Source organism: Chryseobacterium sp. MYb328, assembly GCF_037572595.1.
GTDB classification, from domain to species: Bacteria; Bacteroidota; Bacteroidia; order Flavobacteriales; family Weeksellaceae; genus Chryseobacterium; species Chryseobacterium pennae.
On record NZ_JBBGZQ010000024.1, the window covers coordinates 62,894 to 76,472 of the forward strand.

Below are 13,579 nucleotides of genomic sequence, written 5' to 3' on the forward strand. Positions count from 1 at the left end.
TATTTCTTTACTGGGCTAAGGTTCGCGATGACTTTGCCGTTTTATTCAATATTATGATACCGGGCTTTAAAGTCCGGGTTTAATAATCATTTTTGAATCAATAAATGACTCACGGGTTTATTGTTGATACCAGTTAGATACGGCGCATAAATCTGCTGTGAAAAATCGGCCAGAGGGCTAATTAATCACGTTCCCGTATCTTTTACGGCATCGTAGAAAAAAAAGGATTCATATACGAGATATGAACTTTGAATCAGTGGAAAACTGAAAATCCACAGAAAACCTTTTTTCTCATCCTTAGTGTTTTTTTAATTTTTTCTCACAAAAGGACATGCCAATTTCATGCCAAAGTGATAATTCTACGATTAACAGTTGGAATTATTTTGTTTTATTTTATTGTTCTTCAATGTTTTATATTGTTTATTTCCTTAAACAAAGAAAAAATAGATTTTGAATGTAAAATTCTTAGATCTAGGTTTTAGCTAAAGTCAATGAAATTTAATGTATAATATGAACGGATTAAAATCTGTTTCTATTGAATTTTTAGAGCACAGTTTTTAGGCCTCCTCACTGGGATAATTGTAAAAAAGTTTAATTTTGGAAAAGTGAACAAAGATAGCTTAAAGGATAATATTGAGATTTGTATTGTTAATCTTCAACGATTGGCAAAGATGAATTGTTGGAATAAGATATCTCCTGATTTTGTTTTTATAGTGTCTGATTTCAATGAGTTTGAAAGGCCAAAATTTTTTGAACAAAGGAAAGCCCGGAATAAAATAAATAAACATAAAGATGTACTAGGATTAGATTCAGTAATTGAAATTTTAACCAAGGAGTATCATGATCTTTATGATATTACATTATATATCTTCAAAGCAGGCCGAAAAGAAACTGTAATTGAAATTCAATATTACAGGAAATCGAATTTTGAACCTGATTATTTTGCTATAGTGAAAAAAGAACCACCTATGTTTCATTCAAAAATTTCGCTTCCTAATTATGTAGTAAAAGGAAGAAAGTTTGATGTCAATTGGGAATTAGGTGGAGTAAGAGATTCCTGGAATTATTTTCTACATCAAATTAAGCACAAAATAAATACTTTCTGTGGCTAGACCTTTACATTAAATAATATTTAGATTGTCATCCCGTAAAAATCCAGACCATAATTTTTAAAAGCTTTATTTGGATTTCTAAGGAATAACAAAGCACCGTTAAATTTTTAAAGCGAAAACTTTCTAAAATCTATTCAGTGTCCTCTCCTTACATAATCATTTCTGAGATTTATGTTTTTAAAGTAATAAAAGAAACCCCCATCAAATCTTATAGAATTTAATGGGGAGTTAATTTATATCAAGCTAGTATTTCATTACCAGTTCTTATCAATCATATAAATAATATGGGTCATAGCTACAGCGCCTAATAAAAGCTCTCTTCTATTAACTTTTTCAAAAGTGTCTTCTTCTGTGTGGTGAATATCAAAGTAACGCTGAGAATCGGGCATCAGCTCAGCTGCGGGAATTCCCATATCATGAAGCGGGTAGAGGTCTGTTCCGGAAAACTTTTCTTCGAAATTATACACTCCATAAGGCAGGAATAGTTTGGACCAGCCTTGGATCTGTTTTCTTTTGGTATCATCCATATCCAGTGCGATCCCTCTCGGAGCAAAACCTCCGGCATCGGATTCTATGGCAAAAAGATGTTTTTCATTCTTTTCTTTTACTGTTTTTCCATATTGAATACCACCTTTTACCCCATTTTCTTCATTGGCAAAGCAAACAACTCTGATCGTATGGTTATTCTGTATTCCCAATTTTTTGAATGTTCTCAGAACTTCAATGCTCTGAACAATTCCGGCTCCATCATCATGAGCGCCTTCTCCTACATCCCAGGAATCAAGATGACCACCTACTACAATTACACTTTGGTCTTTTTTACCTGTAATTTCACCAATCACGGAGTGGGAGAGTTTCTCACCTTTCATTCCACAATTGGAGTTCAGTTTTGCTGTAATTTTCTGACTCTTTAATAAAGTTTCCAACTCGTCTGCAGTAGTACTTCCGACAGCTACAGCGGGTATTTTAGAAACGTTTTCTTCATAACGCATGGCTCCTGTATGAGGAACATCGTCGAAAGCTGAGGAAAGAGAACGGATGATGGCAAATTTTCCTCCTTTTTTAGCGGCTAAAGATGCTGCTGTTGTTCTGTACTTGGCTGCATCACCATAACCTTTAAAAGTTTCTATGAATGATTGTTTGAAAGCGTAATTGAAGAACAGTATTTTATCTTTTACCTGTTCCGGTGTAAGATTATTGTATTCATCCATAGATTTCACCATGATAATTTCTCCTGAAATATCTTTTCCACCTGTTCCTTCGGAGTTCCCGAGAGAAAGCATTTTAAGACTTTTCCAGCCTCCGCCGGAGGTTTTAATGTGTAGGGATTCTTTTCCTCTCACCCAAACCGGGATCATCACTTCCTGAAGCCATACTTTATCTGCTCCTGCTTCACGAAGTTTTTGTGCGGCCCATTGTACAGATTTTTCATAAGCTTCAGATCCGCTTAAACGGTGGCCAATATTTTTAGTGAGTTCGCGAAGATCACTGTATCCTTTTCCGTTATTTAAAACTTCAAGGGAGATCTTGCTAAATTGTATTGAGTCTTCTTTGGCCTGGCCAAAAACTGCCAATCCTAAAAACAATAATGAGGTTCCTAATATCTTTTTCATTGTTACCAATTTTTATCAATCATATAAATAAGTTGTGTCATCACCGTTGAACCGAGAAGTAATTCTCTGCGGTTGACTTTTTCAAAAGTATCTTCTGCTGTATGGTGAATATCAAAATACCTTTGTGGCTCCGGAACGAGTTCTGCTGTAGGAACACCCATTTCATGGAGAGGAGCGACATCTGAACCTGAATATTTTCCTTCGAAATTATAAACGCCATAAGGTAAAAACAGATTTACCCAGCTTTTGATCTGATTTCTTTTCGCGTCATCCATTTCCAGAGAAATTCCGCGGGGAGAAAAGCCTCCTGCATCAGATTCTATGGCAAAGAGATGCTTTTCATGGTTATCCTTTGCTGTTTTTCCGTATTGCTTTCCGCCTTTGGTTCCGTTTTCTTCGTTAGCAAAACAGACCGCTCTGATGGTATGGTTATTCTGTATTCCTAATTTTTTGAATGTTCTCAAGACTTCAATGCTCTGAACAATTCCGGAGCCGTCATCATGGGCGCCTTCACCTACATCCCAGGAATCAAGATGCCCACCTACTACGATTACATTTTGATCTTTTTTACCCGTAATTTCACCAATAACTGAATGGGATAGCTTTTCCTCCTTCATACCACAATTGGAATTGAGTTTTGCAGTGACGTTCTGATTTTTTAATAAAGCCTCGAGTTCATCTGCTGTCGTATTTCCGATAGTAACAGCCGGAATTTTGACAATATTCTCTTCATATCGCATGTTTCCTGTATGCGGAATATCGTCAAAAGCTGAAGAAAGAGATCTGATGATTGCAAATTTTCCACCTTTCTTTGCGGTTAAAGAAGCTGCGGTGCGTCTGTAGGCTCCTGACTCTCTATAGGAAATAAAAGTCTGTACATTTCCCTGATTAAAAGGATAATTAAAGAAAACAATCTTATCTTTTACCTTTTCAGCAGGGAGTTTATCATATTCTTCCAGGGATTTAACCATGATGATATCCCCTGAAACATCTTTTCCGGCTGTTCCTTCGGAGTTCCCAAGAGAAAGCATTTTAAGACTTTTCCAGCTTCCGCCGGAGGTTTTGATGTATAGGGATTCTTTTCCTCTTACCCAAACCGGGATCATCACTTCCTGAAGCCATACTTTATCTGCTCCGGCATCACGAAGTTTTTGTGCTGCCCATTGCACAGATTTTTCATAGGCTTCTGAACCACTTAACCGGTGACCGATATTTTTAGTGAGTTCCCGAAGTTCTTCATATCCTTTTCCGTTATTTAAAATTTCGGTGGAAATTTTATTGAATTGTATAGAATCTTCTTTAGCCTGCGCTGGTATGAAGGCTGCTCCTAAAGTTAATAATGAGATTGTGATTGTCTTTTTCATATTACCAGTTTTTATCAACCATAAAAATCATTTGTGTTATGGCAACCGCTCCGAGAAGAAGTTCTCTTTTGTTTACTTTATCAAAAGTATCCTGTTCGGAATGATGATAATCGAAATATCTTTGGGTGTCTACCACAAGTTCAGCTAAAGGAATATCCAGTTTTTTTAAAGGAGAAATGTCCTGAATAGCATCTGTCTGATCGAAATCATAAATGCCATAAGGAAGAAAATATTCTTTCCAGGGAGAAACTAATCTTCTTCTCTGAGGAGACATATCCAAAGAAAATCCTCGCGGAGAATAGCCTCCTGCATCTGTCCCCAGTGCAAAGATGTGTTTTTCATCTTTCTTTTTCACATAAGCTGCATACATTTCGCGGCCTTGCCCTCCGTTTTCACTGTTGGCATACAGGACTACGCGAATGGTATGATTATTTTCATATCCGAGTGCCTTCAGTGTTCTTAATACTTCGATACACTGAGCGACTCCTGTTCCATCATCAATTGCTCCTTCTCCAATATCCCATGAATCAAGCTGTGCTCCCAGAACAATTACTTTGGAATCTTTATTGCCTTGAATTTCAGCTATAATATTAGGATTGGTTGTATTGCCTTTTGATTCGGCAGTCATGTTGATTTTAGCCGTTATTTTTTGCTTTTTTAATGTTTTTTCCAGTTCATCTGCTGATCTTACGCCTATTGATAAAGCTGGAATTTTAACTTTATCATCTGGTTCGTAGTAAATCATTTTGGCATGCGGCGTATCATCGCTAGCTGTTGTTAGTGATCTTATGATTAAAGCTTTTGCACCGGTTTTAGCAATAACGGAAGCAGAAATTAATTTTGATTTAGCGGTCTGTAAATAAGAATCACTGGTGTTAATGATTTTCGGGTCCATAGGGACATTTACGAAGACTATTTTGTCTTTTAGCTGGCCTATTGACATTGCATTAAGCTCTGAAGTGGAATTGATTAAAACAATTTCACCTGTCAGATCTTTTCCTCCGGTTCCTTCAGAGTTTCCGAAAGAAAGCATTCTGAGGCTTTTCCATTCACCATTTTCCGCTTTTATCTGTAAAGACTCTTTCCCTCTGATCCATATTGGAGCTTTGGCTTCCTGTCTCCAGATCATATTAATGCCAATTTCCTTGAACTTTTTTTCAGCCCATTCTACTGCTTTTGTGTAACCGGGGGTTGCACTGAAACGTGGTCCTATACCTTTTGTGAGTTCTCCAAGATTTTCATAAGCTCTGCCGTTGGTCATGATCTCATCTGAGATCTTTTTGAATTCATCATGGTAATTTAATTTTACAGGAATTGCTGTTCTGCCGGCAGGCTTTTTCTGGACTTTTTTTTGAGAAAATAAAAATCCACTCAAAAAGAGTGGAAGTATAATGAATATTTTTTTCATTTTTTATTTACCTTTCTTTTTCCAATGATAAAAGTAGGAAAAAAATAGGAATTTATTAAGGTTTCATATCGTACATTAACAGTGCTGTAATCAATTTTGGCTCAATGAATGTACATTTTGGAGGCATACTTAATTTTAAGTCTGAAATTTTAATCATGTCATTAAAACTTACAGGATAAATACCGAAGCCTGCAACTCCTTCTTTTTCATCTATCTTTTCTTTTAAGATATTGATTCCATTGATATTGGATGTTCCTTTTACATAAGAGATCAAATCAGAACTGTCCGGATCTTCTATTTTTAGAATACCTTTGAAAATGTATTTGTCCAATAAGTGGTGATCAAGGTTATCCAGAGACATTTCCTTGGAACGAAGGTCGTGTTTCACATGAAGGGAGTAAAATTTACCATCCAGATACATGGAGATGTGGAATTTCTGAGAAGGAAAATAAGGGGTCTGACCTTTTTCGTGAATCAGGAAATACTGATCAAGTTCTTTTAAGAACTGTTCGCTGGAAAGGCCGTTCAGATCATGAAGAATTCTGTTGTAATCATGAATCTTAATTGATTGGTTGGAAACGATAAAGCTATACACAAAGTTATAAAGCTCTGTACCGTTGTGCCTTTTGTTTTTCTCCTTATGTTTCTTTGCATTTAATGCAGTAGAACCAATTCTGTGGTGTCCGTCAGCAATATAGAAGGAATCAATCTGGTCGATTACTTCTTTAAACTGCTGAAGCTTCAGACGGTTATCTATTCTCCAGATCTTATGTCTGATTCCAATGGTATCTACATGATTGAAAATCGGAACATTCTTTTCCTCATGATTCATCAGCAACTCAATTTTCGAGTTGGCAGGGTAAGTAAGAAGTACCGGTTCAGCCTGAAGATTTACTTTTTCAAGGTAATGAGCCAGTTTTTCTTTTTTCTGGGGAATGGTACTTTCGTGCCTTTTGATTTTTCCGTTCCAGAAATCTTCAATACTTGCCAGACCTAGAAGCCCTCTAAAAATTTGCTTGTTAGGATATATTTGTTCGTAAAGATAATAGGCAGAATTATCCTGAACGAGTTTCTTTTCGTCCACAAGTTCTTCGAATGTGGAACGGATCTTTCTCAGGTTCCGGTCAACATCTTTAGATTTACTTACAACATATGGTTTTATCATGTTGATGTAAGTATTTTCAACTTGTGCTTTTTCTGCTATTTCTTCCTGGGTAAAATTATCCAGTGGATGGGTAGGGAAAGTATCCTCAAAATCTCTGTGAGGTCTTATTCCACGGAAAGGTTTAAAAACAGGCATATTTATCTTATAGTTTCTTTTTGTAGCTTAATAATTTGTTCTGCAAGTTCGATACCGATTTTCTCTTGCGCATCTACCGTATTTCCGCCTACATGAGGAGAAAGTGATAATGCCGGATTCATCAGTAAAGGAAGTTCAGGATTGGGTTCGCTTTCAAATACATCCAATGCTGCTCCCGCTACTTTTCCGGAATCAATAAAATCAATCAGTGTTACTTCATTTATCACACCGCCTCTTGCAGTATTTACAATATAGACGCCATCCTTCATTTTCTCAAACTGTGGAGTGTCTATAATGTATTCATTCGTTCTCGGAGTATTGATACTGATGAAATCTGCTTCTTTAAGGAAAGCATCCATGTCATTGGTGGAAGTGATTTCAAAATTCACCGACTGTCCGTCAAAGAAGTTCAGGGTCAGGACTTCTGTTTTCGGGCTTCTTGTCAGCACCTGTATTTTCATTCCTAAGGCAATTCCTATTTTTACAACTTCCTGGCCAATGCTTCCAAAGCCAATTACTCCTAATGTTTTTCCTGAAAGTTCATACGCATTACTGAATGACTTTTTCATGGCGTTGAAATGAGTTTCCCCTTCCAAAGGCATTAGTCTGTTTGATTCGTGAAGGAATCTTGCCAATGAAATAAAGTGCCCGAAAACCAGTTCCGCAACGGATTTTGAAGATGCTGTTGGGGTATTGATGATTTTAATTCCCTTACTTTTCGCATATTCAACGTCTATGTTATCCATTCCGATACCGCCTCTGCCTATAACTTTAAGCCCCGGGCAAGCATCAATCAGATCCTGTCTTACTTTTGTTGCACTCCTTACAAGAAGTACATCTACATTATTATCGTTGATAAAATTAATAACGTGATCCTGAGCCACTCTATTGTCCAGAATATTAATTCCGGCGCCTTTTAAAGCCCGTTCTCCTGCTTTTGAGATTCCATCGTTTGCTAAAACTTTCATGTGTTATTGGATTTAAAGATTGAAAAATTTAGATCTTTCAAAATTTTAAAACTAGGCGCAAATTAAGAAATTTAAATTTGTCGCTTCTAAATCTTTCAATCTTTGAATTTCTTTATGCTTAAATTATTTGATAGATTTCATTACATCCACCAATACCTGTACGCTTTCAATAGGTAAGGCATTGTATAAGCTGGCTCTGTATCCGCCAAGGCTTCTGTGTCCGTTTAATCCACTGATTCCTGCTGCTTTCCATGCATTGTCAAATTCTTCTTTCTTGCTTTCATCTGTAAGCTTGAAAGAAACATTCATTAACGAACGGTCTTCTTTTACGCAGAACGTTTCAAATAATGGGTTGCTGTCGATTTCATCATATAAAAGCTTTGCTTTAGCTTCGTTTCTTTGTTCTGCAGCAGCAATTCCGCCATTATTTTCAAGATACTGAAGCGTAAGTAAAGAAGCGTAGATAGGGAATACCGGTGGAGTATTATACATAGATTCTTTGGAGATATGCTGAGAATAGTCCAGCATAGACAGCATATTTTCTCTTCCTGTTTTGCCAAGAATTTCTTTTTTGATCACTACTAAAGTAACACCTGCAGGTCCCATATTTTTCTGAGCCCCCGCATAGATTAAATCAAATTTAGAAAAATCCAGCTGTCTTGAGAAAATATCAGAACTCATATCGCATACCATCAGAGTGTCTACTTCAGGGAAAGATTTCATCTGAGTTCCATAAATGGTGTTATTGGAAGTACAGTGGAAATAGTCGTATTCTGAACCTACTGTATAACCTTTAGGAATAAAAGAATAGTTTTCTTCTTTTGAAGAACCCAATACATCTACTGTTCCTAATTTTTTGGCTTCTTTGATGGCTCCGGCTGCCCATGTTCCTGTGTCCAGGTAAGCTGCTTTTCCGTCTGCTTTCATCAGGTTATAAGGAACCATGGCAAACTGCATGCTTGCGCCACTTCCTAAATAAAGAACCTCATAATCGTCACCAAGGTTCATTAATCTTTTTACAATTGCACGTGCTTCGTCCATTACAGCAACGAAATCCTTGCTTCTGTGCGATATTTCAAGAAGAGATAATCCAATACCGTTAAAATCTAAGATTGCCTGTGCCGATTTTTCGAACACTTCCTGTGGTAAGATACATGGCCCTGCGCTGAAGTTGTGCTTTTTGTTCATATTTTTATTTTTTGGTTGCTTCAGGAAATGGAGTCCTTTAGCTGAATTTTTGGTTTTTATTGGATTTAGGTTAAAAAAAGCCGCCTCACACATGATGAGACGGAATTTTTTTTTATTCGCCGTGTAAGAAAGCTTTCTTATTAAGCAAAGTTTCTTCAGATTCTACATGATCTTCATCCGGAACACAGCAGTCTACCGGACATACCGCAGCACATTGTGGCTCCTCATGGAATCCTTTACATTCCGTACATTTATCTGTAACAATGAAATAAACATCATCACTTACAGGTTCCTGTGGTGCATCAGCATCTACAGTAAGTCCTGAAGGCATTGTAATAGTCCCCTGAAGACTGGTTCCTTCAGAAGCTTTCCAATCTACAGCTCCTTCATATATTGCATTGTTTGGACATTCCGGTTCACAAGCGCCACAATTAATGCATTCATCAGTTATTTTAATAGCCATCGCTAATTTTTTTTAAATTTGCACAAAATTACAAAATATTCCCCAATTTTAAAGTAATTATGAATATCGAAAATCAAGTTTTAGGACTTATTAAATTAAGTGATTATATAAAAGCGTTTTTAGCGAAAAAACCGGAAGATCACAATGAAGATGATGTAAATATTGAGTTATTGTTAGAAAAATCTCAAATAGAAAATCCGTGGTTTGTAGTTGATAATCAGAAATTTGCTTTACAGCAATGGGCAGATCTTCTTACTGAGGTAAATATTAAAAACTGGCTTAAAAATTATTCAATCTCTGCAACTTCAAAGAGAGTGGGGTTGATTTTGGCTGGAAATATTCCTTTGGTAGGGTTTCATGACGTGATTTCTGTAGTACTCAGCAATCACATCCCTGTAATTAAGTTATCTTCTAAAGACAGGTATTTGATCCCGTTCTTATTAAAAAAGTGGAATGAGTTTTCAGATGGCCAGGTGCAGTTTGAATTTGTAGAAAAATTAGCGAATTTTGATGCAGTTATTGCTACCGGAAGCAATAATACAGCAAGATACCTTGAGTATTATTTTAAAAATCATTTAAGTATTATCCGTAAAAACAGAACTTCCATCGCTGTTTTAAAGGGTGATGAAACTAATGAGGAACTGCAGCTTTTGGCTAATGATATTTTTCAATACTTCGGTTTAGGGTGCAGAAATGTAACAAGAATTTTTATTCCTCAGGATTTTGTTATTGATCGCTTATTTGAAAGCTTTATAGGATTCCAGGATATTATCAATCATAATAAATATGCTAATAATTATGATTACAACAGAGCGGTTTATCTTTTGAATCAGGATAAATTCTGGGATAATAATTTTGTGATGCTGAAAGAAGATGATAAATTGTTCAGTCCGCTTTCTGTAATTAATTTCAGCCGATATGAATCGTTGGAGGAGGTTAAAGGCTTTATTGCTGAAAACGAGGAGGATATCCAGTGTATAGTAGCGAAAGATGAGTTGGAATTAAATTCGATTTATTTTGGTGAAGCGCAGAATCCGGGTCTTGATACCTATGCAGATAATGTGGATACAATGAAATTTTTGGAAGTGGTCTGATTTTCGTATCTTCCATGACCTATTTCACTAATAACAAAATGAATAATATGAAAAAAATATTTTTAGGTCTGGCGATTGTTGGTGCGCAGTTGACGTTTGCTCAGAAAGTAGCGGGGCTGAAGGTTGAGAACAGCCAAAAGAAAGAACAGCCTGCTGCTATAAGTAAGGATAAAGTGAATGTTTATAATGATAATTTTCAGAAATTTATCAAAGCTTTGCATTCTTCGGATTATAAAATTGCAAAGGAGCTGCTTTCTGATAAAGTAAAAGAAATTGTTACTGAGAATGTTCTTAACAAGGTAAAGGACGGAATTGATGCCAACAAAAAACTGGAACCTCTGAAAGTAGGCTATTATGTTACCATGGATGGTGTGAATCATCCTAACATTAAATATAAATATGCCGGAGATTCTGAATCAAAAGAAGTGATAAGCGCTGTATTTGAAGATGATGGAAAGATTCTCGGAGTATTGCCTGCCGGAATGGAAAAATAAATTTCTATTAATCAAAAAAAATATAACTATGATGACAGATGTTTTGGTCGCTCATTCTACAGACGTAGAGAAAGCGAATTTTTACAAGAAGACGTATTTGCATGTTGCATTATCTATTCTTGCATTTATTGGAGTTGAGACTATTTTGTTGAAAACTGTACCCGTAGAGATTATTGCGATGATGTTTAGCGGAAGATTTACCTGGTTATTAATTATCGGGGTTTTCTGGCTGGCTTCTATTTTAGCTTCTAAATGGTCGCTTTCACAAAGTCAATCCACTCAGTACCTTGGTTTAGGATTCTATATCGTATTGGAGGCGGTGATTTTTTTACCATTGCTTTATATAGCTACTAATATTGCAGGGGGTGCTAATATCATCTTCCAGGCAGCTACTTTAACAGTGGCTATGTTTGCGGGGATTTCTGCAGTTGCTTTTACTTCCAAAAGAGATTTTTCCTTTTTAAGAAATATCATCATTATTGGTGGATTTATTTCTATCGGATTGATTATCGGAGGAATGGCATTCGGTTTTAATCTTGGATTATGGTTCTCTGTAGGAATGGTAATTCTTGCTTCTGCAACGATTTTATATCAGACAAGTAAACTGAAGGATGCTTATGCTACTAATCAGTATGTAGGAGCGGCGTTACAGCTTTTTGCTTCTATTATGCTTCTATTCTGGTATATCCTGAATATTCTGATGAGCAGAAGAAGCTAATTGAATATCTATTTAGCATTAAATAATTGTCCTGGTGAGTTTTCATCAGGATTTTTTATTTGTATGGATCTGTTTTTTTTTTTTTTTTTTTTTCTCGCAGATTTACGGATTCAACAGATGTTTTTTACTGCAAATGGCACTTTTTGCGTCGCGGTACTTGTGCTGTTAGTGCAAAATTAGTGGGAAATTAATGTTTGATGGGTAAGAGCCCAAAAAATCCTGATGACATTTCATCGGGATTTTAATTGGATATTCTTTAACGGGTTCAATGCTGAATCCTGCTTCAATAGGATTTGAAAAGCCTCTGAAGTTCTGTTTCAGTGATAAAAGTAGAAGAGCTGTTAAAGAATAGGGAAGTATAGAGTTGAGGAAAACCTCGGTTGTTTTGTGTTTGAATGGAGAATGATAAAGATTATTTATCAATCGATCCTAAAACCTTTTGGGCAAAAGAGTTTAAGGCATCTTTTTCGCTCATTCCATTTTGTACATTAGCATGAACTTCTAAAGCTCCACAAATGTTCGTAATAAGCTCTCCTGCAACATTTAAATCCTCTTCACTTGTTCCTCTGAATTCGCAGAAGCTTTCTAATACTTCTAGTGTTTTTTCTAGGTTCTCAGGGGTTTGATTCTGATAGAACTGTCTGATTACGGGTAATTTCATTATGCTAATTCGTTAAAAAGGTTAATTAAACTTTCAGTCTGGTTAGATTGAACCTGGTTTACCAATTCGCCATTTTTAAAGATAGCGAATGTAGGTAAGTTGTCTACTTTTGCTAATTTTCTGCTTTCAGGAAGTTTTTCAGCATCTACATATAAGAAAGGAATAGATTCGTTCTCAGAAGCTAATTTTTTGAATTTAGGCTTCATGATTCTGCAGTTTCCACACCATGTTGCGCCATATTGAACAACTACTTTTTCGTTGTCGTTTACTATATTCTGTAATGTATCTTCGGTTAATTCTGTGTACATAATAGGTTAAATTTTAAGAATTAAAATTTAACAATGTAACAATTGAATAGTATATCAATGTACCAATAAAAAAACTATTGTTACAATGACGTATTGTTACATTGTTAAATTAGTAGATTATTAAATTGAATTAGTTCTTCGCTAAGTATTCTGCAGTAGAAGTTCTGTCAGCTTTCATAGCATCTTTACCTTCTTCCCAGTTTGCAGGACATACTTCACCATGTTTTTGAACGTGAGTGTAAGCGTCGATTAATCTTAAGAATTCTTTTACGTTTCTACCTAGAGGCATATCGTTTACCGCTTCGTGGAAAATTTTTCCAGTTTCGTCGATAAGGTAAGTTGCTCTGTAGGTTACGTTAGAACCGGTGAAGATTTCTTCTCCATCTTCGTTATATTCGAAATCCTGATCTACGATACCTAAAGTGTTAGCCAATTGTCTGTGAGTATCAGCTAAAAGCGGGTAAGTTACTCCTTCAATACCTCCGTTATCTTTTGGAGTGTTCAGCCATGCGAAATGTACTTCGTTAGTATCACAAGATGCACCGATTACTTTAGTGTTTCTTTTTTCGAATTCACCTAAAGCCTCCTGAAAAGCGTGAAGCTCAGTAGGACATACGAAAGTGAAATCTTTAGGGTACCAGAACAAAAGAACTTTTTGTTGGTTTTTTGTAGCTTCTTCAAGGATGTTGATTCTTAAATCATCACCCATTTCAGACATTGCATCGATTGTTAAATTCGGGAATTTTTTTCCTACTAATGACATAATTTTCTGTTTTATATTTAAATTTCTGTTGCAAATATAGAAAAGTTTCATCTATCGAACAAATGAATTTCGATAAATAAAATCTATAATTGTTTTTGATGTGTTATTAAATAAAAGGCCCTGAA

14 protein-coding genes are annotated in these 13,579 nt (G+C 35.9%); 4 read left to right on the top strand and 10 right to left on the bottom strand.

What is annotated here, in order from left to right:
* Positions 1-605 precede the first annotated feature (605 nt).
* On the top strand, positions 606-1,112 hold the full coding sequence (locus WH267_RS20180; RefSeq protein WP_340010577.1) for a hypothetical protein: 507 nt from the start codon (positions 606-608) through the stop codon (positions 1,110-1,112).
* 254 nt (positions 1,113-1,366) lie between these two features.
* Here the strand turns inward: WH267_RS20180 and WH267_RS20185 are convergent, their stop codons facing one another.
* The 7 genes from WH267_RS20185 to WH267_RS20215 all read right to left on the bottom strand — a co-directional run bounded on the left by WH267_RS20185 (position 1,367) and on the right by WH267_RS20215 (position 9,416).
* Positions 1,367-2,725 (bottom strand): M20/M25/M40 family metallo-hydrolase, encoded by a 1,359-nt coding sequence (locus WH267_RS20185; protein ID WP_115968977.1) that lies wholly within the window; start codon positions 2,723-2,725, stop codon positions 1,367-1,369.
* A gap of 2 nt (positions 2,726-2,727) precedes the next feature.
* Complete coding sequence (locus WH267_RS20190; RefSeq protein ID WP_340010579.1) at positions 2,728-4,089, bottom strand: M28 family peptidase; 1,362 nt, start codon at positions 4,087-4,089, stop codon at positions 2,728-2,730.
* Position 4,090: 1 nt separating this feature from the next.
* Positions 4,091-5,497, bottom strand: coding sequence for a M28 family peptidase (locus WH267_RS20195; RefSeq protein WP_340010580.1), 1,407 nt, complete (start codon positions 5,495-5,497; stop codon positions 4,091-4,093).
* A gap of 55 nt (positions 5,498-5,552) precedes the next feature.
* Complete coding sequence (locus WH267_RS20200) at positions 5,553-6,797, bottom strand: DUF1015 domain-containing protein (RefSeq protein WP_340010581.1); 1,245 nt, start codon at positions 6,795-6,797, stop codon at positions 5,553-5,555.
* Positions 6,798-6,799: 2 nt separating this feature from the next.
* The gene (locus WH267_RS20205; RefSeq protein WP_340010583.1) at positions 6,800-7,765 is read right to left on the bottom strand and encodes a D-2-hydroxyacid dehydrogenase; all 966 of its coding nucleotides are present in this window, start codon (positions 7,763-7,765) and stop codon (positions 6,800-6,802) included.
* Between the two features lie 123 nt (positions 7,766-7,888).
* A complete protein-coding gene (serC, locus tag WH267_RS20210; protein ID WP_115968968.1) occupies positions 7,889-8,953 on the bottom strand; it encodes a 3-phosphoserine/phosphohydroxythreonine transaminase in 1,065 nt (354 codons plus the stop codon).
* A gap of 112 nt (positions 8,954-9,065) precedes the next feature.
* Positions 9,066-9,416, bottom strand: coding sequence for a 4Fe-4S binding protein (locus WH267_RS20215; protein ID WP_115968966.1), 351 nt, complete (start codon positions 9,414-9,416; stop codon positions 9,066-9,068).
* A gap of 59 nt (positions 9,417-9,475) precedes the next feature.
* On the opposite strand from WH267_RS20215, the gene WH267_RS20220 reads away from it, so the two are divergent.
* The 3 genes from WH267_RS20220 to WH267_RS20230 are packed head-to-tail and all read left to right on the top strand — an operon-like array spanning position 9,476 to position 11,722.
* Positions 9,476-10,510: an acyl-CoA reductase gene (locus tag WH267_RS20220; RefSeq protein ID WP_340010586.1), complete on the top strand. Its 1,035-nt coding sequence runs from the start codon at positions 9,476-9,478 to the stop codon at positions 10,508-10,510.
* A 47-nt stretch (positions 10,511-10,557) separates the two neighbouring features.
* Positions 10,558-11,004 carry a peptidylprolyl isomerase gene (locus WH267_RS20225; protein WP_340010587.1) on the top strand — a complete coding sequence of 149 codons (447 nt, stop codon included), beginning with the start codon at positions 10,558-10,560 and terminating at the stop codon, positions 11,002-11,004.
* A gap of 28 nt (positions 11,005-11,032) precedes the next feature.
* A complete protein-coding gene (locus WH267_RS20230) occupies positions 11,033-11,722 on the top strand; it encodes a Bax inhibitor-1/YccA family protein (RefSeq protein ID WP_340010588.1) in 690 nt (229 codons plus the stop codon).
* A gap of 412 nt (positions 11,723-12,134) precedes the next feature.
* Here WH267_RS20230 and WH267_RS20235 read toward each other — a convergent pair whose 3' ends face one another.
* The 3 genes from WH267_RS20235 to WH267_RS20245 form a co-directional block, all read right to left on the bottom strand.
* Entirely contained in the window at positions 12,135-12,383 is a 249-nt protein-coding gene (locus WH267_RS20235; RefSeq protein WP_002980002.1) for a DUF6952 family protein, read from the bottom strand.
* Positions 12,383-12,691, bottom strand: coding sequence for a thioredoxin family protein (locus tag WH267_RS20240; protein WP_115968961.1), 309 nt, complete (start codon positions 12,689-12,691; stop codon positions 12,383-12,385). Before WH267_RS20240 ends, WH267_RS20235 begins: the two co-directional genes overlap by 1 nt.
* A 130-nt stretch (positions 12,692-12,821) precedes the next feature.
* The gene (locus tag WH267_RS20245) at positions 12,822-13,454 is read right to left on the bottom strand and encodes a peroxiredoxin (RefSeq protein ID WP_115969187.1); all 633 of its coding nucleotides are present in this window, start codon (positions 13,452-13,454) and stop codon (positions 12,822-12,824) included.
* Between the last annotated feature and the right edge of the window lie 125 nt (positions 13,455-13,579).

Excerpts from the sequence above, each read along its gene's own strand:
- WH267_RS20185 (WP_115968977.1), bottom strand. The coding sequence starts at position 2,725 with ATGAAAAAGATATTAGGAACCTCATTATTGTTTTTAGGATTGGCAGTT.
- WH267_RS20190 (WP_340010579.1), bottom strand. The coding sequence starts at position 4,089 with ATGAAAAAGACAATCACAATCTCATTATTAACTTTAGGAGCAGCCTTC.
- WH267_RS20195 (WP_340010580.1), bottom strand. The coding sequence starts at position 5,497 with ATGAAAAAAATATTCATTATACTTCCACTCTTTTTGAGTGGATTTTTA.
- WH267_RS20200 (WP_340010581.1), bottom strand. The coding sequence starts at position 6,797 with ATGCCTGTTTTTAAACCTTTCCGTGGAATAAGACCTCACAGAGATTTT.
- WH267_RS20205 (WP_340010583.1), bottom strand. The coding sequence starts at position 7,765 with ATGAAAGTTTTAGCAAACGATGGAATCTCAAAAGCAGGAGAACGGGCT.
- serC (WP_115968968.1), bottom strand. The coding sequence starts at position 8,953 with ATGAACAAAAAGCACAACTTCAGCGCAGGGCCATGTATCTTACCACAG.
- WH267_RS20215 (WP_115968966.1), bottom strand. The coding sequence starts at position 9,416 with ATGGCTATTAAAATAACTGATGAATGCATTAATTGTGGCGCTTGTGAA.
- WH267_RS20220 (WP_340010586.1), top strand. The coding sequence starts at position 9,476 with ATGAATATCGAAAATCAAGTTTTAGGACTTATTAAATTAAGTGATTAT.
- WH267_RS20225 (WP_340010587.1), top strand. The coding sequence starts at position 10,558 with ATGAAAAAAATATTTTTAGGTCTGGCGATTGTTGGTGCGCAGTTGACG.
- WH267_RS20230 (WP_340010588.1), top strand. The coding sequence starts at position 11,033 with ATGATGACAGATGTTTTGGTCGCTCATTCTACAGACGTAGAGAAAGCG.
- WH267_RS20235 (WP_002980002.1), bottom strand. The coding sequence starts at position 12,383 with ATGAAATTACCCGTAATCAGACAGTTCTATCAGAATCAAACCCCTGAG.
- WH267_RS20240 (WP_115968961.1), bottom strand. The coding sequence starts at position 12,691 with ATGTACACAGAATTAACCGAAGATACATTACAGAATATAGTAAACGAC.
- WH267_RS20245 (WP_115969187.1), bottom strand. The coding sequence starts at position 13,454 with ATGTCATTAGTAGGAAAAAAATTCCCGAATTTAACAATCGATGCAATG.